Below are 23,702 nucleotides of genomic sequence, written 5' to 3' on the forward strand. Positions count from 1 at the left end.
AGCACCCGGGTTTTCCGGGTGGCCATGGTCCGTCCACGAGGTGGACGCGGGGCGCTCGCCGCTTGACCCCCTGCCCGCGTTCACGGGCCGCCGCCCGCCTCGCCGTCCTCGTCGGGGAACGCCTCGCCGTCGGGGCGCCTCGCCGCCGGGCCGACTGAGCGGCTCTGGGCGGACCCGGTGGCCTAGGGCACCGGGTCCGCGAGCCGGGCAGGTGAGGGGGTGGATGGCCTGCCCGGAGGGGGTGGTCTGCGGCCGGGGCCGGGGCCGGAGTCGTGATCGAGATGGATGGCCCGACGCGTCCGACATCGTTGTCATGTGGGTGTGTGGATGACTCTACTCCCTCATCGGACAACGATGTCAACCCACTTGACCAACCCTCCGGCGTGATGCCGGCGCGCGCCTGCCGGTGCGTACGCGGCCTCTCGTGGTATCGGTGGGGCGCCGTTTCCGGTGGTGGTGACTCCACTTCGTGGCCGGATGTTTAACAAACAGGCTGGTTTGGTTCGCGCGGTCGTGTACGGGGGCACTGCTGGCGGTATGGTCCCGCTCCTCGGGTGCCGTGAAGATCCACACGAGGTATTTCCGCGCCGAGGCTTCGCTAAAACAGGCAACCTTGTATGCTTTGGCCCCGGTGGCAGGAGAAGCAGGAAGCAGGTGCAGCCTGATGCAGACACGAGCCGAGCGGACCCGTCTGGCTCTCGTCCAGGCCACGGCCGAGCTGATCGCGGACGGCCGCCCGGCCGACGCGGGCCTGGTCAACATCTGCCGCCGGGCGGGGGTGAGCCGGGGCGCGCTCTACCACCACTTCTCGTCCATCGGGGCGCTCACCGCCGCCGTGCGCGAAGAGGCGCGACTGCGGCTCCTGGTGCTGCTGGCCGAGGCGTTCGCGACGGCGGACGGCAACGGGCTGGAGCGCTTCCTCCACCTCTTCGGCCGCGCGCTGCGCGAGGAGAAGATCGTCCGGGCCGGCATGCGGCTGGCGGCCGACGGACCGGCGGAGCCCACACGGCTGCGGGACGAGCTGCTGGTGCTGGTGCGCGAGCGGGTGGCCGGCGCGCCCGGCCCGGTGTGCGAGCGGCGGGACCTCGCCGACCTCGCGATGGTGGTGACCGCCGGTGTCGAGACGCTGGGGTACGCCGACCCGGGCTGGTGGGAGGCCGGGACGGTACGGCGGCTGTGGGAACTGCTGCGTCCGGTGTTCTCCCCGGTACCGGAGAGCGGCCCGGCGGCGGGGTACGGGGCCGGACCGGCCGCGGCGCCCACGGACGGCTGTGCGAGCGGATGGGCGCCGGGCGGGGTCGCGGGGTGACCGGCGGTGTGACCGGGCGGGCTCAGCCCGCCGCGGGCGCCGGGGGCGGGGTGATGCGCAGACGGCTGATCAGGCCCGGGATGACCAGGCCGGGCAGCAGGAAGCGCCAGAAGCCGGTGACCCGCTCGGGCAGGTCGTCCCGTCCGGTGTACGCCTGGGACATGATCTGGAGGCCGGTGAACGAGCCGACGATGGTCGAGGTGGCCTCCCGCACGTCGGTGCCCGGCAGGATCTCGCCCTGGGCGTCGGCTTGGCGCAGCAGTTCCAGGATGGTCCGGCTGGACTGCTCGTAGGCGGTGCGCGGCGGACAGTCGAAGGACGTCTGCTCGATGGTCAGGCGCAGGCTGGCGCGCAGCACCGGGTCGTGCTGGAGGCGCTTGGCGAAGGCCAGGGTCAGGTCGATGACCGACTGGACCTTCACCGGGTGTTCGGTGACCTCCAGCGCCTCGGCGTGCGCGTCCAGCAGCGCCAGCGCGATGGCCTCCTTGGAACGGAAGTGGTGGTACATCGAGCCGCGGGTCAGGCCGGTGCGCGCGAGGATCTCGTTGGTGCTCGCGGCGTCGTACCCCCGTTCGTCGAAGACGAGGGCTGCGGCTTCCAGGATCGAGCGCCTGGATTTCCTACCGCGTTCCTGCTGGGCCATTTCGCTGATCCCTCACACCTAACCAACAGACTTGTCTGTACACTACCGAGCCCAGACGCGTCAGTCGCCAGTCGTTCCGCCCGGGCCGCCCTGGTCGGGGGCGGGCCGGGCGGAACGGGTCGTGGTGAGGGCCGGCCGGCGGGAGGTCACGGGTGCCCGAGCCGGAAGCCGACTCCCCGGACGGTCGTGATCCACCGGCTGGAGCCGAGCTTGCCGCGCAGTGTGCTGACGTGCGTGTCGATGGTGCGGCCGTGCGGGGACCACGCGTCGTCCCAGACCTGGGCCATGATCTGGCGCCGGGGGATCACGGCGCCCGCCTGTGACGCCAGCAGGTAGAGCAGGTCGAACTCCTTGCGGGTCAGGTCCACCGGTTCGCCGTCCAGAGTGGCGACCCGCGCCTCGGCGTCGATGCGCAGCGGTCCGTGGGTGATGACCCGGGACCGGCTCTGCGACCTCAGCCGCACCCGGCGCATCACCGCCTCGATGCGGGCCAGCAGTTCACGGAAGCCGTAGGGCTTGACCAGGTAGTCGTCGGAGCCCGCCTGGAGGCCGAGCACCCGGTCGAGTTCGGAGTCGCGGCCGGTGACGACGATGATCGGGGTGTCGCTGACGGCCCGGATGCCGCGGCACACCTCCAGTCCGTCCAGGTCGGGCAGGTCGAGGTCGAGCAGGACCAGGTCCGCCTCGTGATGGGCCCGCAGCGCCTGTGCCCCGGTGGTCGATCCGTGGGTCGTGTAGCCCTGCCTGGCCAGTCCCCGCATCAGGGTGTCGGCGGCGCGCGAGTCGCTCTCGACCACCAGGACGTTCATGGTCCCCTCCGGCTCGCCGCCCGGTGCGGGGCTCGCCCGCTGGGGCGGGAACGCCGGGGAGGGGTGCCGGTGGTGACGCTGGGCCGTGGGTGTGTGGGCATCCACGCTGTGCCGATTCATCGACCCTCCTGAGACGCATCCCCCGTCAGCATCCTGTGCTGAACGCTCACGACTGCGAAGGTACCAAACAGACTTGTCTGATTGTCAACGAGACCTGCTTTGGCCGGAGCTTGCCCTTCCGTGACTTGAGAGGGGCTCGAAGTGCGCCTGAACCCGCGAACCTGCGCGGGTACGGGAGTGGCTGTGCGGTGCTTGTGTGGTTGAACAAAAGGCCGGAACGAATCATTCCGGGCGGGTAGGGCGCCAATTACCATGCAGTGCTGCATGGTTATTCACCGCAAACAGGTCGGATGGGGTGAATGGTGCGCACGGCTGTGCCGAAGGCCGGATCTGTGCCGTCGGTGAAGGGGTGCGCGAGCAGTCGCGCAAAGAAAGAGTAAACGGCTACTTGAAATTCCGAACTGACATGTCTGTATCTTATGAAGTGCAACGCGTCGGCCGCGGGGGAAGCAAGCCGGCGTACGGCTGGTCTCCCCTGCCCAGGAACTGACAGGAGTGCTGTCCATGCCGTATGTCGCCGGTCGCACCGCCCCTGACCTACGCACACCGCAGCTGACCACCACGGTTCCGCGTGAGTACGTGCACCGGGCCGCGGTGTCGGAGGTTTTCCTGACCGGGTGGAGAGCCGACCCCGTCGGCTCTCCGGACCCCTCCTTCACCGTCACCGCGCAGTGGCCCCGCAGCCACGCCCTCTTCGCCCGCGAGGGCGGCTACCAGGACCCGATGCTCCTCCTGGAGTCCGTCCGCCAGACCGGCTCCCTGCTCGCCCACGCCGAGTTCGGCGTGCCCTTCGGCCACCAGTTCGTGATGTCCGACCTCACGGCGCACGCCGAGCCCGCCCTGCTCGTCGCGGGCCCCACCCCCACCGAGACCGAACTGCGCACCGTCTGCCGGGACATCACCCGCCGCGACGGTCGGCTCACCGCCATGCGGTACGACGTCACCGTGCTGCGCGACGGCGTACCGCTCGGCACCGCGACGGCGGCGTTCCGGTGCATGAGCCCGGCCGTCTACCGCCGGGTGCGCGGCGAGCGGCCCACCCTCGCGCGCGGCGCGACGCCCCCGGCCGTCGCCCCGTTCGCGGTCGGCCACACCAGCGCGCGGCACGTCGTCCTCGCCGTACCCGAACCCGCGCCCCCCGCCCCGACCCTGCCCCACCTCCGCATCCAGCCCTGGGCCCAGCCCCGGGCCCGGCCCGTGCCCGGCGCCCGGGGCCGCTGGGAACTGCGGGTCGACACCGAGCACCCGACCTACTTCGACCATCCCGTCGACCATGTGCCGGGCATGGTGCTGCTGGAGGCCGCCCGGCAGGCCGCGCACGCCTCCACCGGACTCCCCGACGCGCTCGTGCTCGGGGTGCGCGGCGCCTTCGCCCGCTACGCCGAACTGGACGCCCCCTGCTGGATCGAGGCGCACCCGGAGCCGGCCGGCGCCGACGGCGACGTACGGGTGCGGGTGACCGGCACCCAGCAGCGGCAGACCGTGTTCACCGCCGATCTCATGGTGCGGCCCCGCACCCGCTGAGCCGACCGCCACCGGGAGACACCGCATGCCTCCGACCATCCTGATCACCGGCGCCGCGGGCTTCGTGGGCGGCCACGTCACCCGTGAGGCCCGCCGGCTCCGGGTCCGGCTCCGGCTCGTGCGACACCACCGCACCCCGCTCGCCCCCACCGCCGACGTCGTGCGCGCCGACCTGGTGGACCCCGGCAGCCTGCGCGGCATCTGCGACGGCGTCGACGTCCTCGTCCACTGCGCCGCGCGGATCGGCGGCGACACCGAGACCAACGAGGCGGTCAACGCCCGCGGCACGGCGGCGCTGGTCGCCGAGGCCCGGCGGGCCGGCGTCCGGCGCGTCGTCCAGCTCAGCACCGCCTCCGTCTACGGCAGGGGGACCTTCCGCGGCAGCCGCCCGGAGGACCTCGTACGCAACCCGGCGTCGGTGACCTCCCGGACCCGGGCCGCCGCGGAGGACGCCGTGCTGGGGGCCGGCGGGATCGTCCTGCGCCCGCACCTCGTCTACGGGGCCGGCGACGCCTGGGTGGGTCCGGGGCTGGCCCGGATCCTGCGCGCGCTGCCGGGCACCGTGGACGGGTGGCCGGCCCGCACCTCGATGATCGCGGTCACCGACCTGGCCCGGCTGCTGGTGGCCGCCGCGCTCGCGCCGGACGGCGGGCTGACCCGGTCCGTCTACCACGCCGCGCACCCCGAGCCGGTCGCCGTGTCCGCGCTGCTGCGGGCCGTCGCCGAGTGCGGGTCGATCGCCTGGCCGCGGACCCGGATCGGCGCGGAGCGGGCCCGGGCGGTCCTCGCGGAGCACGGGCAGCCGCCGTCGGCGCTGGACATGCTGACGACCGACCACGTCTTCGACAGCGGCCCGCTCTGGTCCGACCTCCGCCAGTCGCCCGGGGCCCCCTTCCCCGCGGGGTTCCGCCGGGAGGCCGACTGGTACCGGGAGGCGCTGCGGGCCGGGTGAGCGGGGCGCCGGGGGTGCGGGGCGCCGGGGGTGCGGGACGCGCCGTCAGCGGGGCGTCCCGCGCGCGTCCAGGGTGCGGGCCACGTCCTCGCCGTGGTAGTACGTCCGGCCGTGGCGCCGGCAGCGGCGCCACTCGGACCGGCACGCGTGGCGGTAGGCGCCGCCGGTCGAGATGCCCCACAGCCGGGCGATGTCGGCCGCGGTCAGCCACCGCACCGTCCTGGCCGGCGGGGCGCCCGCCGCATCCGGCGCGTCGTCCAGGCGGCGGCTCAGCCGGAGCCACTCATGGCCCTGCCAGTGGTGCGCGGGGTCCCGGTCGCAGCGGATCACGGCCGCCGCCGGGCTCTGCCGTGCCGCCAGCACCGCGGTCAGCGCGCCCGCGCAGCCCCGCTCCACGCACGCGCCGACCCGCACCCGCCGCCGCACCTCCGGATCGACCACCCGGCGGGCCCGGCGCACCAGCCGGTCCAGTTCGGCGGAGAACTCGCCCGCCGCGTCGTGCGCCGGCAGCCACCGCAGGTGCCCGGCGAGGAACGCGCACAGCGACGGCACCGCCCGCGGGGGAGCGGGCACCGCGCGTTCCGTCACCACCGCGCCGGCCCACGAGCCCAGCACCGCCAGGATCTCGGTGCGCACCTCGGCCGCGTGGGCGTTGAAGGGCAGGCCGCGCGGCGGACCGCCGGTCGTCCGCGGCCGGGTCCGGTCCCGGCCGCCGCCGTCGAGCAGCCGGCCGCAGGACTCGTACAGGTCCGGCAATCGGCGCAGCGCGTCCGCCAGCCGTGCCACGCAGTCCGGGCACAGGCGCCGGCCCGGCGCGGGCCGCCGTCCCCCGGCGCAGCCGGCACCGGCGCACACCCGGGCTGCCGGCCGGGTCCGGGTCGCCGTCGCGCTCGTCACGTCATCTCCCCCTGGCTGATGGTCACGGAACGGGTCAGGCCGCGGTGTGCGAGCGGACCACGCGGAAGGTGTTGTACTCCCAGTCCCGGGTCAGCTTCCGGGCCCGGTCGCGGGAGGCCCGTACGTCCTCGGGCCACCGCTCCTCCGGCACCTGGTGGAAGGCCCGGTACGCCTCCTCGCTCTCCCACTGCGCGTAGTTGACGACGAAGGTGCCGTCCAGGCCGCGCAGCACGCTGTGCGAGCGGTAGCCCGGCAGCAGGTGCACCCACTCCTCGCGCGGCCGGGTCAGCTCCGCGACCAGCGCGTCCTGGTCCGCCGGAGCCACCCACTGGATCGCGATGGAGGTCCAGTCGTCCCGCTCGGCGGTGACGTCGACCGGGCCGGTGACGGACGGGGCCCGCTGCACCGAGACCGGTTCGGCGGCGAGCACCCGGTGCCGGCCGGCCAGGCCGCCCAGCTGGAGCAGCTCGCGCTGGTGGGCGTCGCCGGCGTGGTGGGCGCGCAGGTCGGCGACGGTGCGCCACCGGGTGAGGGCGGCGACACCGGCCCGGGTGTGCGCCGCGTGCAGGGCGGCCGAGTGCCGGCCCGGGTGGGCGGTGGTGTCGTGGGAGTGGCCGAGCAGGCCGAGCAGTTTCTCCTGCCCGGTCCAGTCCTGCTCGGCGAGTGTCAGCCAGTCCAGGGCGACGGCCGAAGCGCCGTCCGGATCGAGGACGAGCATGGTGGCTCCTTAAGCGGGAGGGAGAGGGTGGGTGCGGGGCGCGGGTCAGGCCGCGCAGGCGGGCAGACCGCCGTGGTAGGCGACCATCTCGGCGAACAGCTCCTCGATGTCGAGCCAGTGGCCGGGTTCGGCGCCCGCCGCCTCGGCGTAGGCGCGGTGCAGGTTCGGCACCAGCCGTTCGCTGTCGAGGAGGTGGGCGTACGGTCCGGCTCCGGCCTCGCGTGCCGTCTGCAAGGGGGTCAGCCCGGCGGCGGTGCCCTCGGCGGCCAGCCGCTGCACGTACCGCAGATAGCCGGCGCTCTCGTCGAGGATCTCCGGTCCGCCGACCGGGCCATGGCCGGAGACGACGGTCTCGGGGTCCAGGGCCCGCAGCCGCTCGATCACCGCCAGGGACCCGGCGACCGATCCGGTGAGGCAGAACGGGGTGGCCCCGGACATCACCACGTCACCGGCGAACAGCACCCGCTGGCGCGGCAGCCACACCACGGTGTCGTTGCGGGTGTGCGCGGTGCCCAGGTGCATCAGCTCGGCCGGGGTGTCGCCGAGGTGCAGGGTGAGCCGGTCCCGGTAGGTCAGCGAGGGCAGTTCCACGCTGACGTCGCCCCAGCAGACCTCGGGCCACAGCCCGGTCAGGTGCAGCCCGGCCAGGTCCATCTCGGCGCGGGTCGCCTCGTGCGAGACGATCACCGCCTCGTCGGCGAAGAACCGGTTGCCGAAGGTGTGGTCGCCGTGCGGATGGGTGTTGACCACGAACCGGGGGGCGCGCGGACTCACCGCGGACACGGCCCGCCGCAGCGCCCCGGCCCGGGCCTCGGTGGCCGCGGTGTCGATCAGCGCGGGGCGGTCCCCCGAGGTGATCAGGCCCGCGTTGTTCAGGCACCAGCCGCCGTCGGGCTGGACGTAGGCGTGGACGTCTTCGGCCACCTCCCGCAGATGCGGTTCGGCCGTGCCATGGGTGTGAAGGCTCAACTCGATCTCCTGGTGCGGGCCGGCCCGGTCATGCGGGTGCCGCCAGGGCCGGGCTGCCGGCGGGCCGGGTGAAGAGGCGGTTGTGGTAGACGAGGGGGTCGGCGCCGCCCACCGAGACCTGCTGGACGCGGCCGACGAGGATGCTGTGGTCGCCGCCGTCCAGCACGTCGTGCAGGGCGCAGGCCAGCCGCGCCGTCGCGTCGGGCAGTCCGGGCAGGCCCAGCTCGCAGGGCTCCATGGAGCTGCCGGCGAACTTGTCGGCGCCGGACCGGGCGAAGCCGGCGGCGACACCGGCCTGGCCGGCCGCCAGCACGTTCACCAGGAACCGGTCGGCGGTGACGAACGCCTCGTGGCAGGAGGCCGACTTGGCGGGGCACACCAGCACGAGCGTCGGGTCGAGGGACAGCGAGGAGAAGGAGCTGGCGGTGAATCCCCAGCGGCGTCCGCTCGGGTCCACGGTGGTCACGATGGTGACCGGGGCGGGCACATGGGCCATGGCGCGGGTGAAGTCCGCGGGGTCGACGGTGGGCAACGGTCCTCCGGCTGTCGGAAGCTGACGGGGTCAGGGAGGTTCGTCCGGATCGGCGGTCCAGTGCTCCGATCCGGGGAGACCCCCTGGGGCCGGCCGGTGTCCGCCCGCCCGGCCGGGCGGGCGGACACCGGCGCGGGGGCCGGCTCAACCCGCGGCGCGCACCACCGCGGCCGAGTTGAAACCGCCCCGGCCCCGGGCGAGCACCAGGGCCGTACGCAGTCCGCCGGCCGGCCGGCGGACCTCGGTGACCAGGTCGACCGGGCAGTCCGCGGCCGGGGCGCCGACGTGCACGGTCGGCGGGATGACCTGGTCGCGCAGGGACAGCAGGGCGGCTGCCAGGTCGAGTGCGGCACCGCCCGCGGCCAGCCGGCCCGTCATGGTCTTCGGCGCCGTCACCGGCACACCGCCCGCCCCGAAGAGCCCGGCGAGGGCCTCGGCCTCCGCGCGGTCGGCGGTCCGGCGCCCGGCGGCGTCGGCGAACACCACGTCCACGTCGGCCGGGGACAGCCCGGCGTCCCGCAGGGCCAGTTCGGCGGCGTCCCGGAGCCGGGGCGCGCCGCCGGAGCCCGGGGCCGGATCGAAGGTGGCCGCGCAGCCGGCCACCGTGCCGTAGACCCGGGCACCGCGCGCGGCGGCGGCGTCGGCGTCCTCCAGCACCAGCAGCGCGCCGCCCTCGCCGGCCACATGACCGGAGGCGTCCGCGGAGAACGGCAGGAAGGCCCGGGCCGGATCGCCGGCCTCGGTCAGTTCGCCGCCCGCCAGCTGCGCGGCCCAGCCCCACGGGCACAGCGCGGAGTCCACGCCGCCGGTGACCAGCAGCCGGACGCCGCGGCGGATCTGGCGCCGGGCCTGTGCCACGGCGTCCAGGCCGCCGGCCTGTTCGGTGACCAGCACCCCGCTGGGGCCGCGCAGTCCGTGCCGGATGGAGATCTGCCCGGTGTTGACGGCGTAGAACCAGGCGAAGGACTGGTAGGCGCTGACGTACTGGCCGCCCTGGCTCCACAGCGCCTGGAGTTCGCGCTGGCCGAACTCGAAACCGCCCGCGGAGGCGGCGGTGACCACACCGGCCGCGTAGTCGGGGAGTTCCGCCGGTTCGACGCCGGCGTCGGCGAGCGCCTCGTCGGCGGCGGCCAGCGCCAGCCGGGTCATGTGGTCGGTCTGCGGCAGCAGCCGGCTGGGCACGTGTTCCTCGGGCACGAAGTCCCGGATCTCGCCGGCCAGCCGCGCCGGGTACCGCGCGGCGTCGAACCGGGTGACCGGGCCGATGCCGCTCTCGCCGCGCAGCGCGGCCGCCCACCAGGCCCGGGTGCCGAGCCCGTTCGGGGCGGTGACGCCGATGCCGGTGACCACGGGCGCGGCGTGGGGCGTGGCGCGGTCCGCCGTGCGGTCCGCCTCGGTGGCGTACGTGGTCATGCGGCGGCTCCCAGGCGCGGGCGGGTCAGGATCATCGCGCTCTGGAACCCGCCGAAGCCGCTGCCGACGCTCAGCACGGTGTCGGTGCGCTGCCGGCGGGCCACCAGCGGCGTGTAGTCCAGGTCGCAGGCGGGGTCGCTCTCGTGCAGGTTCGCGGTGGGCGGCACGGTGTCGTGCTCGATGGCCAGGGCGCTGGCGGCCACCTCCAGGGAACCGATGGCGCCGAGGGAGTGACCGATCATCGACTTGATGGAGCTGACCGGGACCCGGTAGGCGTGGTCGCCCAGGCTGCGCTTGAACGCGGCGGTCTCGTGCCGGTCGTTCTGCTTGGTGCCGGAGCCGTGGGCGTTGACGTAGTCGACGGCGGTGGGGTCCAGCCGGGCCTCGTCGAGGGCGATCCGGATCGCCTCGGCCATCTCCCGGCCGTCGGGGCGCAGACCGGTCATGTGGTAGGCGTTGCAGCGGCTGGCGAACCCGGCGATCTCCGCGTAGACGTGGGCGCCGCGCCGCCGGGCGCTCTCCAGTTCCTCCAGCACCAGGACGGCCGACCCCTCGCCGAGCACGAAGCCGTTACGGGTGGCGTCGAAGGGGCGGGAGGCGGTCTCCGGTTCGTCGTTGCGCGGGGAGGTGGCCTTGATGGCGTCGAAACAGGCCACGGTGATCGGGGAGATGGGCGCCTCGGTGGCACCGGCGATCATCACGTCGGCGCTGCCCTCGCGGATCAGCTCGACGGCGTGCCCGAGGGAGTCCAGGCCCGAGGTGCAGCCGGTCGACACCATCGACACCGGGCCCTGGGCGTGGGTGCGCCAGGCCACCTCGGCCGCCATCGAGCTGGGCACGAAGTAGTCGAACAGGTGCGGTACGGCGAGGGTGTGGTCCACCTCCCAGCTGCTGCCGCCGCGGCTGACCACGTTGTACTCGGTGTCCAGGCCCATGGTGCAGCCGACCGCGCTGCCCAGGGTGACGCCGGTGCGGGTGGGGTCGAGCCGGTCCGGTTCCAGGCCGCTGTCCCGGATCGCCTCGTCGGCGCTGACGACGGCGAACTGGGCGGCGCGGTCGAGGCGTTCGGCCTCCTCGGGGGTGAAGCCGTGCGCCAGCGGGTCGAAGTCGGCCTCCGCGGCGATGCGGGAGCGGAACGGGGAGGCGTCGAAGAGGGAGATGGACCGGGTCGCGGTCCGGCCCGAGGTGAGCAGGGACCAGAACTCCTTGGTCCCCACGCCCCCCGGTGCGACCACGCCGATCCCGGTGATGACGACGCGACGGCTCATGGGGTGTCCTTCACGAGTGAGTCCTCCTTGCGGGGCTCGGCCTGCGGGCCGGCCACGCTGCGTAGGGCCGGGGCCGATGCCCGAGCTTCGGCACCCGCGCTTGACTGGAGGTCGAGACCCGGTGGTGCCGTGGCGGAGCGGGCCGTGGGCGCACCGCACCGGGCCGTGCCCGGGCGGCCGGGGCCGGGTGCGGGGGTCGAGGACGGTTCGAGCCGGTGACGAACGCGCCGCCGGAGCATGCCGCCATGAAGATTCTCTTTGTGGCGGGTGGCACCTCCGGTGTCATCTTCTCGCTGGTGCCGCTGGCGCAGGCGGCCCGGAACGCCGGTCACGAGGTCGTGATGGCGGCGCCGGACGACTGCATGGACGTCGTCAACGGCGCGGGCGTGCCCGGCTACCCGGTCACCGGCAAGACGATGAAGGACTTCCTGTACGACCGGCGGGGCGTGCTCCAGACGATCCCCGAGGACCTGCACGAGCGGTACCTGTTCAACGGGCGCTGCTTCGGGCGGTACGCGGCGGCCTGCGTGGACGGGCTGACCTCGCTGATCGACCGCTGGCACCCGGACCTGGTGGTGGGCGGGGTGCTGGCGTTCGCCGGCCCGCTGGCCGCCGCGTACGCCTCGGTGCCGTACGTCAAGCACGCGGTCGACATGGGGGAGCCGCGGACCATCGACCTGGCGGCGGCGGCCGAGCTGGGTCCGGAGCTGGAGGCGCTGGGGCTGTACGAGATGCCCGGCGCCGACCTGTTCGTCGACACCTGTCCGCCGTCGCTGCGGCCGGCGGACGCGCCGCCCGCGCAGTCGATGCGCTACGTGCCCTACACGGCGCAGCGCCCGCTCAAGCCGTGGATGTTCACGCGCGGGGAGCGGCCCCGGGTGCTGGTGAGCGCGGGCAGCCGGGTGACGAAGGACTCGGACTTCGAGATCCTCACCGGGCTGGTCGCCAAGGTGGCCGCGCTGGACGTGGAGCTGCTGGTGGCGGCACCGGAGGCGGTCGCGGTGGAGCTGGGCCCGCTGCCGGACAACGTCCGGGCCGGGTGGATCCCGCTGGACGTGGTGGCCCGGACCTGCGACCTGACGGTCAGCCACGCCGGGGGCAACACGGTGCTCGGCAGCATGGCGGCCGGTGTGCCGCAGGTGCTCATCCCGTACCTGCCGTACGTGGTGGGCTACACCGAGCGGCTGAGCGCCTACGGCGCGGCGAGGATGGTCGACCCGGCGGAGGACTCGCCGGAGAACATCGCCGAGGCCTGCCGCGAGGTGCTGGAGGACGCGTCCTACCGGGACCGGGCCCGGACGGTGTCGGCCGAGATGGCCCGGCTGCCGCTGCCCGCGCAGGTGGTGGGGGCGCTGGAGGACCTGGTGGCCCGCACCGGCTGAACGGCCGGCCCCGGCCGGGCCGCGAGGGCCGGCCGGGGCCGGGGCACCGGCGTGGTCAGGGGGTGAGGCCGAGCCGGCCGGCCGCCTCGGCGAAGGTGTGGGCCGTGGCGGGCAGGGCGGTCACGGCGTCCCGGTACGCGGCCCGGGCGGCGGCCAGCCGGTCGCGTTCCGCGTCGTCGTACAGGACGCGTTCGAGGCCGTCGACGAGGGTGTGCTCGTCCAGCAGCTCCGCGCGCAGCACGGTGTCCGTGAACGGGTTGGCGTCCAGCAGCGGGCGCAGTACCTCGTTCCAGCGCAGCGGCCACATGTGGAAGTCGGGCAGCGGCTCCGGATGGTCCGCGAGCCACCGCCGTACCGGGGCGGTGAGGCCGCCGGGCAGGGCGCCGGCCAGCCGTTCGACGTCCTCGGGGCCGTCGACGCGGTGGTTGTTGACGGCGAGCAGTCCGGGTACGTCGGCGAACACCGCGCGGTCCAGCGCGTAGCTCGGCAGGTGGAAGGAGAAGACCCCGTCGCACGAGCCGAGCAGCCGGTGGTACCCGTCGGCGGTGTACTCCGGGCGGTGGTGCAGCCGCTCCGCGGGCAGCGCCTCGGCGAAACCGTCGAAGAGGGGGCCGGCCAGCAGGAAGTGCGTGTCCCGGGGCAGCCGGGCCAGCCGGCCGCCGAGCAGGCGGGGCAGCCGGTCGGCGAGCAGCCGGGTCGGCGGCGCGGCGTGCTCCTGCATCAGCCGCTGCCAGGGCAGGGTGGGCACCAGGAGCAGCCGGGCCCCGTCCGGCACCCCGAGCGCCCGCCGGGTGGCGCGGCGGGCCCGCGTGGTGAGCGGCGCGGTGGTGCGGGTGAGGCGGTACGGCAGCCCCCGGCCGGAGTCGGTCACCCGTGGGCGGTTCATCGGGACCGGCAGCAGCTGCACCGGCATCCGCAGCAGGTTGTCGTCGACCTCCATCGTGGTGCCGAGGATCTCCACCCGCCGGCTGGTGCTCTCCAGGTCGTACAGGTCCAGCGGGATGACGGGCAGCCCGAGGTCCTCCACGAACCAGGGGTCGGTGCGGTAGCCGACCTTGAAGGTCATCCAGTGCGCGAGGTAGTCGACCAGGACGACGGCGTCCGCCCGGAACTCCTTGACGATCCGGTGCACCACCTCGCGCACGCCCGCGCCTAGTTCCGGTTCCACCAGGGTGTGCGGGAGCCCCGCGGCGCGCAGTTGGCCGGCGTTGTAGGGGTTGACGACGAAGTGGCTCTCGACACCGGCGTCGGTGAGCTGTTCGGCGAGGTCGAGGCCGATGGTGACCTCGTGCAGGGTCTTGGCGAGGGCGGCGAGGAAGACGAGGCGCATCACGGCTCCTGACGGCGGGCCGCGACGGCCTTGCGCAGGGTCGCGGCGACGGTGCGGACGTCGTCGTCGGTGAGGCCCGGGTGCAGCGGCAGGCACAGGGTGCGGGCGGCGGCGTGGTCGGAGGCGGGCAGCGGCGCCTGGTCGGCGGAGCGGTAGGCGGGGACCTTGTGCAGGGGGGCGTAGCGGAAGGTGGTGTAGATGTCGGCGGCGAGCAGCTCGCTCGCGATGTCGTCGCGGATCCCGTCCGCGAACTGCACCCAGTAGAAGTAGTGCGTCGACTCGTGCCCGGCCGGTGGCGGCGGCGGGGTCAGCACGCCCTCGGCGCCCGCGAGTTCCCGGTCGTACAGCTCGACGATCGCGCGGCGGCGGGCGGTGAACTCGGGCAGCCGGCCCAGCTGGACGCGGCCGATCGCCGCCGTCAGGTCGTTGCCGATGACCCGCCGGCCGACCTCCGGCACCTCCAGTTCCCACCAGCGGTGCGAGACCCGGGCGTGGCCGAAGCCGCTGGACTGCGCCAGGCCGTGGTAGGCGAGCCGGCGGGCCCGCGCGGCCCGTTCGGGGTCGCGGACCCAGAGCATGCCGCCGTCGCCGGTGACCAGGACCTTCATGGCGTCGAAGCTCCACATGGCGAGGTCGCCGAAGGTGCCCACGGCCCGGCCGTCGACGCGGGAGTCCACCGAGCAGGCCGCGTCCTCCACCAGCGGCACGCCCCGGTCGCGGCAGAGGGCGGCGATCGCCTCGATGTCGCCCGGGTAGCCGCCGTAGTGCAGGACGATCACGGCCTTGGTGCGCGCGGTGAGCGCGGCCTCGATGTGCCGGGCGGTGGGGTTGAGGGTGCGCGGGTCGACGTCGCAGAAGACCGGGCGGGCGCCGGCGGCGACGATGGCGTTGGCGGCGGCGAGGAAGCTGAGCGAGGGCAGGACGACCTCGTCGCCCTCCGCCAGGTCCAGGCACTCCAGGGCCAGGAAGAGCCCGGCGGTGCCGGAGTTGAGGAAGATCGTGTGGGCGGGGTCCACGCCGAGGTGCGTGGCGAACTCGGTCTCGAACGCCTTGGTGCGCGGGCCGTGTCCGAGCCACCGGTCGGCGAACACCTCCGCGACGGCGGCGAGTTCGAGCTCGCCGGTCTGCGGCTGGAAGAGATGAATCACGGTGGTCCCCTCTGCTGCGGACGGATGCCCGCATGGTTGGCAGCCGGCCTCGACACGGGTTCGAGAGCCGATGGAGCGGCCCGCGGGGCGGCGGGCCCGGCTGGAGGAAGTCCCGAGCGGCCTTCGAGAGGAGCTGTCCAGCGTGGGGGTGACGGATTGTCGTTGGAATGAGGTGCCGGCAGATGACCACGTACGAATCCAAGACGGCCGACGAGGTGGGCGAGTACTTCGACGACCGCAGCTGGCTGTTCGGGCTGAACGGCTTCAATCTGCACATCGGGTACTTCGACGACGCGCACCCGGGCACCGACCCGAAGGAGCGGCACACCGAGGTGATGATCGAGGCGGCCGGACTGGGCGAGGGCTCCCGGCTGCTCGACGTCGGCTGCGGCTTCGGCCGGCCGGCCATCGCCGCCGCCAAGGCCACCGGGGCGCACGTCGTCGGCATCAACGTCAGCGCCGAACAGGTCCGCCAGGGCCGGGCGCTCGCGGCCGAGGCGGGGGTGGCGGACCTGGTCGCCTTCGAGCAGGCGGACGGGATGGCGCTGCCCTACCCGGACGCCTCGTTCGACGCGGTCTGGGCCTCCGAGGCAATCATGTACATGTCCGACCGGCCGAAGGCGCTGCGCGAGATCGAGCGCGTCCTCGTCCCCGGCGGCCGGTTCGTGCTCTCGGACTACGCCGAGCGCGGCGAGCTGTCGGCCGAGGAGCGCGTCGCCCTGAAGGAGGGCTTCACCGTCGAGGCGCTGCCCACCATCGAGGGCTACCGCGCGCTGCTCACGGACGCCGGTCTCGAGGTCACCCGGTTCGAGGACGCCACCGCCCACCTGCACCGGTCCGCCGCCCGCATCCCCGAGGTGCTGGACGAGAAGTACGCCTACATCGCCGAGCGCGGCGGCAAGGAGTTCGCCGACGAGTTCAAGGCGATGCTCTCCAAGGTCGGCATGCTGGAGGGCCGGGTCCTCGGCTACGTGATCGCGGTCGGCCGCAAGACCGGGGAGCGCCGGGGGTGAGCGCCGACCGCACCGCGAGACGGCCGGGCGCCGCCGCGGCGCACCCCCGGCTGCCGACCCTGACCGGGATGCGGTTCGTGGCCTCGCTGATGGTGTTCGTCTGCCACGCCTTCACCTACGGCATCTTCCGGGACAAGGGCCTGGAGGCGGACCTCGTCACCTACGTCGCCAAACTCGGCTTCGTCGGGGTCGGCTTCTTCTTCCTGCTCAGCGGATTCGTGCTGACCTGGTCCGCCCGGGAGGAGGACGGCCCGGGGAGCTTCTACCGGCGCCGGCTGGTGAAGATCTTCCCCAACCACCTGGTGACCTGGGCGCTGGGCCTGCTGTTCATGGTCTGGCTCGGCGGGGTCGCGGCCACCGTGCGCAACACCGTGCCCTCGCTCCTCCTGGTCCAGGCGTGGTTCCCGGTCGAGGACGTCTTCTTCGGCACCAACGGGCCCTCCTGGTCGCTCGCCGCCGAGCTGCTGTTCTACCTGTCCTTCCCGCTGCTGGTGCGCTGGGTGCGGGCGGTCCCCGGCCGCCTGCTGTGGCCGCTCGCCGGGCTGCTCACGGCGGGCACGGTGGCGGTGGCGCTCGCCTCCCGGCTGCTGCCCACTGACCCGGACATGCCGTACTACCCGATCTCCTGGTACCAGTACTGGTTCGTCTACTGCCTGCCGGTCACCCGGCTGCTGGAGTTCGCCCTCGGCATCGTGCTGGCCCGGATCGTGCTCAGCGGCCGCTGGATCCGGCTCGGCCTCGGCCCCGCCCTGCTCACGCTGGTCCCGGGGTACGCGCTCACCGTGTGGCTGCCCGACGCGTACGGCATCGTCGCCCCGACCGTCGTACCGCTGGCGCTGATCGTGGCCGCGGGCGCGGCGGCCGACGTCGAGGGGCGCCCCTCGCCCTTCCGCGGCCGGATCGCGGTCCGGCTGGGCGAACTGTCCTTCGCCTTCTACATGGTGCACATGCTGGTCATGTGGTACGGGCCGATGGGCCGGGTGCCCGGGCGCACCTGGGACACGCTGCCCGCGATCGGGGTGATCGCCGGGGACTTCGCGCTCACGCTGGTCGCGGCCTGGGTGCTCTACCGCCTGGTCGAGATGCCGGCCGTGCGCCGGTGGTCCGGTGCCCGCACCCGGGGCACGCCCGCACGTCCTGCCGCACCGGGGTCCGGCACCCCGGCCGGCGCCGCCGAGGTGAGGTGACGCGATGGATCTGGGACTTCAGGGACGCACCGTGCTGGTCACCGGTGCCTCCGGCGGCATGGGGCGGGAGATCGCCACCGTGTTCGGCGCGGAGGGCGCCGACGTGGTGGTCGGCTACCGCTCCCGGCCCGAGGACGCGGCGGAGACCGCCGCACGGGTCGGGAAGGCCGGGGGCCGCGCCCTGACCGCCGGCTACGGCCTGGGCGACCCGGGCACCGCCCGGTCGCTGGTGCGGGCCGCGCTGGACTGGACCGGCCGGATCGACGTGCTGGTCAACAACGCCTTCCGGCCGTTCGGATTCCGGCCGCCCGGCGACCGGTTCGAGGACGTCGGCGACGACTGGCAGGGCAAGCTGCGCGACAACGTCGAGGGGGTCGTCGAGCTGACCCGGCTGGTCGCCCCGGCGATGCGCGAGCGCGGCTGGGGCCGGATCGTGCACCTGTCGTCCAGCATGGTCACCGAAGGGGTGCTGGAGACCGACGCCGGGCCGATCGGCTCCGAGTACTACGCGGCGGCCAAGGCGGCGCTGCACGGCTTCTCCCGCAGCACGGCCTTCAGCCTGGGACGGGACGGCGACATCCTGACCAACGTGGTGGTCCCCGGTCTGACCCGGACGTTCCGCAACGAGGAGCGGATGGCGAACAGTTTCGGCGTCGCCGAGCGCTACGCCGCGCGGGCCCCGCTGGGCCGTCTGCCGGACGCGACCGAGGTGGCCAGGGTGGTGGTCTTCCTGGCCTCCGCCGCGAACACCGCCGTCACCGGGCAGAGCGTCACCGTCGGCGCCGGCGCGTAAGGCGGGCGCGCACACGGCCGAGGGCGGCCCTCCCCGCGCGGGGAGGGCCGCCCTCGGCGCGTTCCCGGACCCCCGGGCGCGCGCCCGTGTCACCAGGACAGGCCGCCGTTGACCTCCAGCACGTGCCCGTTGACGTACGACCCGCTGTCGGCGGCGAGGTAGACGGCGGCGTCCGCCACCTCCTCGCCGAGCCCCATCCGGCCCAGCGCGATCTTCGGCCCGTACTGGGCCCACACGGCCTCGTTCGCCTTCAGCAGCTTGCCCATGCCCTCGTCGACGAAGCCGGGGGAGAGGCAGTTGACGGTGATGCCCAGCGGCGCCAGCTCCAGCGCGGCGACCCGGGTGAACATCTCCACCGCCGCCTTGGTCGAGCAGTAGGAGGCCGCGCCTCGGGTGGGCCGGCTGCCGAGCGCGCTGGAGAGCGTGATGATCCGTCCCGCCCCGCTCTTCTCCAGGTACGGCACCGCCTCCTTCACGCAGTGGAAGAGCCCGTTGAGGTTGGTGTCCAGCACCTCGGACCAGTGCTCGAAGGACAGCCCGGTGACGGGGCCCGGCCGGCTCACGCCCGCGTTGGCCACGACGACGTCCACGCCGCCGAACCGGTCCGCCGCCGCGCCCAGCAGCGACCGTACGGATTCCGCGTCCCGCACGTCCGCCCGGACGAACGCGGCCCGGTCCCCGAGGTGCTCCAGTGCCCGCGCCGCGCCCTCCTCGCCGCGCGCCGCCACCACCACCCGGGCCCCCTCGGCGACGAACCCCTCGGTGATCTTCAGTCCCAGCCCCTTGGTGCCGCCGGTGACCACGGCGACCTTGTCCCTGAGTCTCACGTCAACCCGCTCCCTGTTCGCACGGCCAAGTGCCGCCACGCTCCCGCCGCGCCGTCGGGGGCCTCTCGAAGGCCGTTGGAGGCAACGATTCTCCAGCCGGTCTCCAGGAGCGGTCCCTAGCGTCCGTCGGGCTGCCGGTGTGGCAGCCCGACCCGAGGAGAGACCTCTATGAGCAGGACCATCACGCGCCGCGCCGTCGCCGTCGCGGCCCTGGGACTCGCCGGTGTCATGGCGGCGTCCAGCACCGCGGTCGCGGTGCCCGCCACCGTCCCGATGCTGTGCCGGGTGCCGGAGAACGGCCAGTGGAGCGAGTACGGCAGCAACCGGGTGTTCGACGTCACCGCGCCCGCCACCGTCGCGGCCAGGCAGCGCTTCACGGTGACCTACGCCCAGGGCCCGTACACCCTGAACGCCACCTACCAGAAGGAGGTCCGGGACATCGCCGTGAAGATCAACCAGCCCGCCGGCGCCCGGCTGGTCGGGCTGCGGCTCACCGGCGGCAGCAACCTCGGCGACTCCAGCCGGTCCGTCGTCGCCTCCGGCGACCAGCTGACGCTGCGGGTCGGCGGGCCGTTCTACGGCGGCACCACCTTCGAACTCCCCACCGTCGAGGCCACCTACGTCGCGCCCGCCTCCGGCACGCTGGTCACCTCGGCCGGCGGCACGAGCTTCGACGACCCGGGGCTGTCGATGAAGCGCCTGGACACCACGATCAACGACTTCACCCCCGTGCAGTGCTACCCGGACCCGGCCACGCCGGTGCGGCTGTCCAGCACCTCGGTGAGCTGACCAGCGCACACCGTCCCGCGACGCCGGGCGGGAGGCCACCTTGCCTCCCCGCCCGGCGTCGAGCCGTTTTCGATGGTTTCTCGGCCTCTCCTCGGCCGGATCCGGCCACGGTGGAGGTGTTTCCTTCGATCGCGTTGACCTCAATCGAAGTTGAGGTTTTACGTTCGTTTTGCCGTCCCCGCCAGGGGGCCGAGGACACCAATTCCGTTGCTGAGAAAGGGTTTTGACATGAAGGCTGCCGCGTTCCGCGCATTCGGGGGTCCCGAGGTCCTGGAACTGATGGAGCTGCCCACGCCCGAGCCGGGGCCGGGCGAGGTGCGGGTGAGGGTGAAGGCCGCCGGCGCCCAGCCGACCGACTGCGCGGTGCGCCAGGGCTGGAACCCGCCCGGTTTCACCATCACCTTCCCGCACATCACCGGCGGCGACTTCGCCGGTGTGGTGGACGCCCTCGGCGAGGGCGTGACCGGCTTCGCGGTCGGTGACGAGGTCCTGGGCTACCGCACGCAGCTCACCTACGCCGAGTACGTCGTCGCCCCCGTCGACCAGATCGTCCGCAAGCCCGCCGCCCTGCCCTGGGAGGTGGCCGGCTGCCTGTCCGCCTCCGGCCAGACCGCCCACACCGCGATCGAGATCCTCCGGGTCGCCGAGGGCGAGACCGTACTCATCAACGGCGCCGCCGGCGGTGTCGGCACCGTCGCCGTCCAGCTCGCGGTGGCCCGGGGCGCCAAGGTGATCGCCACCGCCCGCGAGGAGAACCACGCCTACCTGCGGGAGCTGGGCGCCGTCCCGGTCGCCTACGGCGAGGGCCTGATCGACCGGGTCCGCGAGGCGGCCCCCGAGGGCGTGGACGCGGCCCTGGACACGGCGAGCGCCGACGGTCTGCGGGTGGCGGCCGAACTCGTCAAGGACAAGGACCGGGTCGGCACCATCTTCGCCTTCGACGTCTACAAGGAACTGGGCGTGCGGTGGATCGGCAGCCAGCGCTCGGCGGAGCGGCTCGCGGAGCTGGCCGGACTGGTCGCCGACGGCAAGCTCACCATCCACATCCGCAAGACGCTTCCGCTGGCCCAGGCGGCCGAGGCGCACCGCGAGCTGGAGACCGGCCACGGCCGCGGAAAGATCGTCCTGCTGGTCGGCTGACCCACCGCGGACCCGGACCCGGACCCGGCCCAGGCCCAGGGCCGGACCCCTGGGACGAAGACCCGAGCCGTCCCCGGGGCCCCGCGGCCACCGTCCGGGCTGGGCCTCCGGACCTCGGGGCCTCCGGGCCTCCGGGCCTTCCGGGCCTCCGGGCCTCCGGGCCTTCCGGGCCTTCCGGGCCTCCGGGCCTTCCGGGCCTTCCCGGCCTCCGGGCCTTCCCGGCCTCCGGGCCTTCCCGGCCTCCGGGCCTTCCCGGCCTCCGGGCCTTCCCGGCCTCCCGGCCTCCCCGGCCTCCCCGGCCTCCCGGCCTCCGGGCCTCCGGGCCTTCCCGGCCTCCCAGCCTCCGGGCCTCCGGACCTCGGGGCCTCCGGGCCTTCCCGGCCTCCCAGCCTCCGGGCCTCCCGGCCTTCCGGGCCTCCCGGCCTTCCGGGCCTCCCGGCCTTCCGGGCCTCCCGGCCTTGCGGGCCCTGGGGGTCCCGACTGGCCCGGAAGGACGACCCGAAGGTGCCGGGAGGACCCGGAGGACCCCCAGCCCCGGGAGGGCCCGGAGGGCCGGGAGGCGCCGGCCCGGATGTCGCTCCCCCCTTTTTTCCGTCACGTACGTGAGGAGTTCCCCATGTCCACCACCCCGCTCAAGATCGGTGTCGTCATCGGCAGCGTGCGTACCGGCCGGTTCGCCGACAAGGTCGCCCAGTGGTTCCTCTCCGAGATCGGCCGGCGCGATGACATGGAGGTCCATGTCATCGACCTCTCCGAGCCGGCGCTCGTCGAGGAGCTGAAGCTCACCCTGGACGCCGCCGAGCCGCGGGAGGGCACCCTCACCCTGGCCCAGCGCATCGGCGGACTCGACGGGTACGTCGTCATCACGCCCGAGTACAACCACGGCTACCCGGCCTCGCTGAAGCTGGCCCTCGACTACGTCTACAGCGAGTGGCGGGCCAAGCCCGTCGGTTTCGTCTCCTACGGCGGCATGGCCGGCGGCCAGCGCGCCGTGGAGCAGCTGCGCCAGGTCTTCGCCGAGCTGCACGCCGTCACCCTGCGCGACACCGTCGGCTTCCACATGGCCTGGGAGAAGTTCGACGAGGAGGGCCGCCCGGCGGACGCCGACGCCGCCGGCAAGGCCGCCTCCGTACTGCTCGACCAGCTCGCCTGGTGGGGCCTGACGCTGCGGGAGGGCCGCGCCGCCCGCCCCTACGAGGGCTGAGCCGTGAGCACCGAGCCGGTGGCCGCGGAGACTCCGGGCACCCCGGAGTTCCGCGCCGTACGGGTGATCGTCATCGGCCTGATGCTGGGCCTGATGCTGTCCTCGCTCGACTTCGTCATCATCGCGGCGTCGATGCGCACGATCGCCGACCAGCTGCACGGCCAGACCCTCCAGGCGTGGGCGACCACCGCCTACATGGTCACCTCGACCATCGCGACACCGCTGTTCGGGAAGCTGTCCGACCTCTACGGCCGCAAGAAGCTCTACATGCTGGCGATCGGCATCTTCCTGGCCGGTTCGCTGCTGTGCGGTCTGGCCGGGTCGATGTACCAGCTCGCCGCCTTCCGCGCGGTGCAGGGCATCGGCGGCGGCGGGCTCACCGCGCTCGCCTTCGCCATCATGGGCGATGTGCTCACGCCGGAGCTGCGGGCCCGGTACCAGATCTGGTTCTCGGCCGTCTCCGCCGTCTCCGGTGTGCTCGGTCCGCCCATCGGCGGTCTGTTCGCCGGTGCCGACAGCCTGCTGGGCATCGACGGCTGGCGCTGGGCGTTCCTGATCAACCTGCCGATCGGCCTGATCGCCCTGCTCGTCGTCCAGGCCAGGTTCCGGATGCCCGGCAAACGGCGGGCCCACCGCATCGACTACGGCGGCGCGCTCTGGCTGGTGGTCTGCCTCGGTCCCTGGCTGGTCGTCTCCGAGCAGGGCCGGCACTGGGGCTGGGGCTCGCTGCCGACGCTGTCGCTGCTCGTGGTGGGGCTGGTCGGACTGGTGCTGTTCCTCGTCACGGAGCGGCGCATGGCGGACGCCGCGGTGATCCCGCTGCGGCTGTTCCGCAACCGGATGTTCGCGGTGATCAACGGCGCCAACGTCATCGTCGGCATCGGGGTGTTCGGCTCGCTGATCTTCCTGCCGCTCTACCTCCAGCTGGTGAAGGGGCAGGGGCCGGGCGAGGCCGGAGCGATGCTGATCCTCCAGACGGCCGGTGTGCTCACCACCAGCCGCGGTCTGAGCAAGGTCATCAACCGCTCCGGGCGGTACCGGGCGTTCCTGCTGCTGGGCATGGGCGTGGTCGCCGGCACGCTGTTCGTCTTCGCCACGCTCGACGAGCACTCCTCGCTGTGGCTCGCCGGCGCGCTGATCTACCTGCTCGGCGCGGGCGTCGGGATCTGCTTCCCGGTGACGCTGCTGGCCCTCCAGAACACCTCGGCCAAGGAGGACATGGGCGTCTCCAGTGCCGCGTTCTCCTTCTTCCGGGGGATCGGGGGCGCGGCCGGTACGGCGCTGTTCCTGTCGATGATGTTCTCGCTGGCCGGCAGCCGGATCGAGGCGGCGGTCGGCCGGGCCGGGCGGGACGCCGGGTTCCGGGCGGCGCTGGCCGACCCGGCGGTGGTCGCCGACCCGGCCAACCGGCCCATCCTGGACACGGTGCGGGGACAGGGCGGGATCAACCTGGACGACACCTCGTTCCTGCTCGGCGCCGACCCCCGGCTGGCCGCGCCGGTGGTGCGGGGCATCGGCGACGCGATGAGCACGGTGTTCCTGGCGGGCGGCTGCGTGATGCTGATCGGCTTCCTCCTCGCCCTGCTGCTGCCCGGGCGGGCGCGGCAGTCGGCCACGAAGGAGGCCGAGGTCCCGAAGGCCCAGCCGGCCGCGTCCTGACGACACGCGACACGCGCACGGAGGGGCGGAGCCGCACGGCTCCGCCCCTCCGCCCGTACCGGCCGGCCCCGGTCCG

The 23,702-nt window shown here is 73.9% G+C and carries 22 protein-coding genes; 11 read left to right on the forward strand and 11 right to left on the reverse strand.

The features are described 5' to 3' along the window. Positions 1–664: 664 nt before the first annotated feature. Positions 665–1,309 (forward strand): TetR/AcrR family transcriptional regulator, encoded by a 645-nt coding sequence (locus IF37_RS38965; RefSeq protein ID WP_063886350.1) that lies wholly within the window; start codon positions 665–667, stop codon positions 1,307–1,309. Between the two features lie 22 nt (positions 1,310–1,331). Here the strand turns inward: IF37_RS38965 and IF37_RS0102685 are convergent, their stop codons facing one another. Further along, positions 1,332–1,952 (reverse strand): ScbR family autoregulator-binding transcription factor, encoded by a 621-nt coding sequence (locus tag IF37_RS0102685; RefSeq protein ID WP_030735428.1) that lies wholly within the window; start codon positions 1,950–1,952, stop codon positions 1,332–1,334. 146 nt (positions 1,953–2,098) lie between these two features. Next, positions 2,099–2,761 (reverse strand): response regulator transcription factor, encoded by a 663-nt coding sequence (locus IF37_RS0102690; RefSeq protein WP_030735430.1) that lies wholly within the window; start codon positions 2,759–2,761, stop codon positions 2,099–2,101. A gap of 624 nt (positions 2,762–3,385) precedes the next feature. On the opposite strand from IF37_RS0102690, the gene IF37_RS0102695 reads away from it, so the two are divergent. Then, positions 3,386–4,405, forward strand: a complete 1,020-nt coding sequence (locus IF37_RS0102695; RefSeq protein WP_052844950.1) for a ScbA/BarX family gamma-butyrolactone biosynthesis protein — start codon at positions 3,386–3,388, stop codon at positions 4,403–4,405. A gap of 25 nt (positions 4,406–4,430) precedes the next feature. After that, complete coding sequence (locus tag IF37_RS0102700) at positions 4,431–5,357, forward strand: NAD(P)-dependent oxidoreductase (RefSeq protein ID WP_030735435.1); 927 nt, start codon at positions 4,431–4,433, stop codon at positions 5,355–5,357. Between the two features lie 45 nt (positions 5,358–5,402). On the opposite strand, the gene IF37_RS40685 is transcribed toward IF37_RS0102700, so the two are convergent. The 6 genes from IF37_RS40685 to IF37_RS0102735 all read right to left on the reverse strand — a co-directional run bounded on the left by IF37_RS40685 (position 5,403) and on the right by IF37_RS0102735 (position 11,154). Beyond that, positions 5,403–6,254, reverse strand: coding sequence for a hypothetical protein (locus tag IF37_RS40685; RefSeq protein ID WP_158727279.1), 852 nt, complete (start codon positions 6,252–6,254; stop codon positions 5,403–5,405). 34 nt (positions 6,255–6,288) lie between these two features. Further along, on the reverse strand, positions 6,289–6,972 hold the full coding sequence (locus tag IF37_RS0102715) for an antibiotic biosynthesis monooxygenase (protein ID WP_052844938.1): 684 nt from the start codon (positions 6,970–6,972) through the stop codon (positions 6,289–6,291). A 45-nt stretch (positions 6,973–7,017) separates the two neighbouring features. Further along, positions 7,018–7,941: an MBL fold metallo-hydrolase gene (locus tag IF37_RS0102720; RefSeq protein ID WP_030735438.1), complete on the reverse strand. Its 924-nt coding sequence runs from the start codon at positions 7,939–7,941 to the stop codon at positions 7,018–7,020. A gap of 28 nt (positions 7,942–7,969) precedes the next feature. Next, positions 7,970–8,473 (reverse strand): flavin reductase family protein, encoded by a 504-nt coding sequence (locus IF37_RS0102725; protein WP_030735440.1) that lies wholly within the window; start codon positions 8,471–8,473, stop codon positions 7,970–7,972. A 144-nt stretch (positions 8,474–8,617) separates the two neighbouring features. After that, positions 8,618–9,886, reverse strand: a complete 1,269-nt coding sequence (locus tag IF37_RS0102730) for a ketosynthase chain-length factor (protein ID WP_030735443.1) — start codon at positions 9,884–9,886, stop codon at positions 8,618–8,620. Beyond that, on the reverse strand, positions 9,883–11,154 hold the full coding sequence (locus IF37_RS0102735) for a beta-ketoacyl synthase (RefSeq protein ID WP_030735445.1): 1,272 nt from the start codon (positions 11,152–11,154) through the stop codon (positions 9,883–9,885). The genes IF37_RS0102730 and IF37_RS0102735 overlap by 4 nt, the downstream gene beginning before the upstream one ends. 245 nt (positions 11,155–11,399) lie before the next feature. Between IF37_RS0102735 and IF37_RS0102740 the strand changes: the two genes are divergently transcribed. After that, positions 11,400–12,536: a glycosyltransferase gene (locus tag IF37_RS0102740; RefSeq protein ID WP_030735447.1), complete on the forward strand. Its 1,137-nt coding sequence runs from the start codon at positions 11,400–11,402 to the stop codon at positions 12,534–12,536. Between the two features lie 55 nt (positions 12,537–12,591). Here IF37_RS0102740 and IF37_RS43350 read toward each other — a convergent pair whose 3' ends face one another. Together IF37_RS43350 and IF37_RS0102750 are read right to left on the reverse strand one after the other, a co-directional pair. Beyond that, on the reverse strand, positions 12,592–13,866 hold the full coding sequence (locus tag IF37_RS43350) for a DUF6365 family protein (RefSeq protein ID WP_063886351.1): 1,275 nt from the start codon (positions 13,864–13,866) through the stop codon (positions 12,592–12,594). Further along, positions 13,866–15,014: a DegT/DnrJ/EryC1/StrS aminotransferase family protein gene (locus tag IF37_RS0102750; RefSeq protein WP_030735452.1), complete on the reverse strand. Its 1,149-nt coding sequence runs from the start codon at positions 15,012–15,014 to the stop codon at positions 13,866–13,868. Before IF37_RS0102750 ends, IF37_RS43350 begins: the two co-directional genes overlap by 1 nt. Before the next feature lie 182 nt (positions 15,015–15,196). Between IF37_RS0102750 and IF37_RS0102755 the strand changes: the two genes are divergently transcribed. From IF37_RS0102755 to IF37_RS0102765, 3 genes are read left to right on the forward strand one after another with little or no spacing between them, the layout of a single operon-like run. Further along, positions 15,197–16,027, forward strand: a complete 831-nt coding sequence (locus IF37_RS0102755) for a class I SAM-dependent methyltransferase (RefSeq protein ID WP_030735454.1) — start codon at positions 15,197–15,199, stop codon at positions 16,025–16,027. Then, entirely contained in the window at positions 16,024–17,214 is a 1,191-nt protein-coding gene (locus IF37_RS0102760) for an acyltransferase (protein ID WP_052844939.1), read from the forward strand. Before IF37_RS0102755 ends, IF37_RS0102760 begins: the two co-directional genes overlap by 4 nt. A 4-nt stretch (positions 17,215–17,218) precedes the next feature. Beyond that, entirely contained in the window at positions 17,219–18,007 is a 789-nt protein-coding gene (locus IF37_RS0102765) for an SDR family NAD(P)-dependent oxidoreductase (protein ID WP_030735459.1), read from the forward strand. 89 nt (positions 18,008–18,096) lie between these two features. On the opposite strand, the gene IF37_RS0102770 is transcribed toward IF37_RS0102765, so the two are convergent. After that, entirely contained in the window at positions 18,097–18,834 is a 738-nt protein-coding gene (locus IF37_RS0102770) for an SDR family NAD(P)-dependent oxidoreductase (RefSeq protein ID WP_030735464.1), read from the reverse strand. 168 nt (positions 18,835–19,002) lie between these two features. On the opposite strand from IF37_RS0102770, the gene IF37_RS0102775 reads away from it, so the two are divergent. The 4 genes from IF37_RS0102775 (at position 19,003) to IF37_RS0102790 (ending at position 23,626) form a co-directional block, all read left to right on the forward strand. Continuing rightward, complete coding sequence (locus IF37_RS0102775) at positions 19,003–19,623, forward strand: hypothetical protein (protein ID WP_052844940.1); 621 nt, start codon at positions 19,003–19,005, stop codon at positions 19,621–19,623. A gap of 228 nt (positions 19,624–19,851) precedes the next feature. Further along, a complete protein-coding gene (locus IF37_RS0102780; protein ID WP_030735470.1) occupies positions 19,852–20,763 on the forward strand; it encodes an NADP-dependent oxidoreductase in 912 nt (303 codons plus the stop codon). Between the two features lie 616 nt (positions 20,764–21,379). Further along, the gene (locus IF37_RS0102785; protein ID WP_030735473.1) at positions 21,380–21,967 is read left to right on the forward strand and encodes an NADPH-dependent FMN reductase; all 588 of its coding nucleotides are present in this window, start codon (positions 21,380–21,382) and stop codon (positions 21,965–21,967) included. Between the two features lie 3 nt (positions 21,968–21,970). Beyond that, entirely contained in the window at positions 21,971–23,626 is a 1,656-nt protein-coding gene (locus IF37_RS0102790) for an MDR family MFS transporter (protein ID WP_063886352.1), read from the forward strand. Positions 23,627–23,702 lie beyond the last annotated feature (76 nt).

This window comes from Streptomyces sp. NRRL S-31 (assembly GCF_000718775.1).
GTDB lineage: Bacteria > Actinomycetota > Actinomycetes > Streptomycetales > Streptomycetaceae > Streptomyces.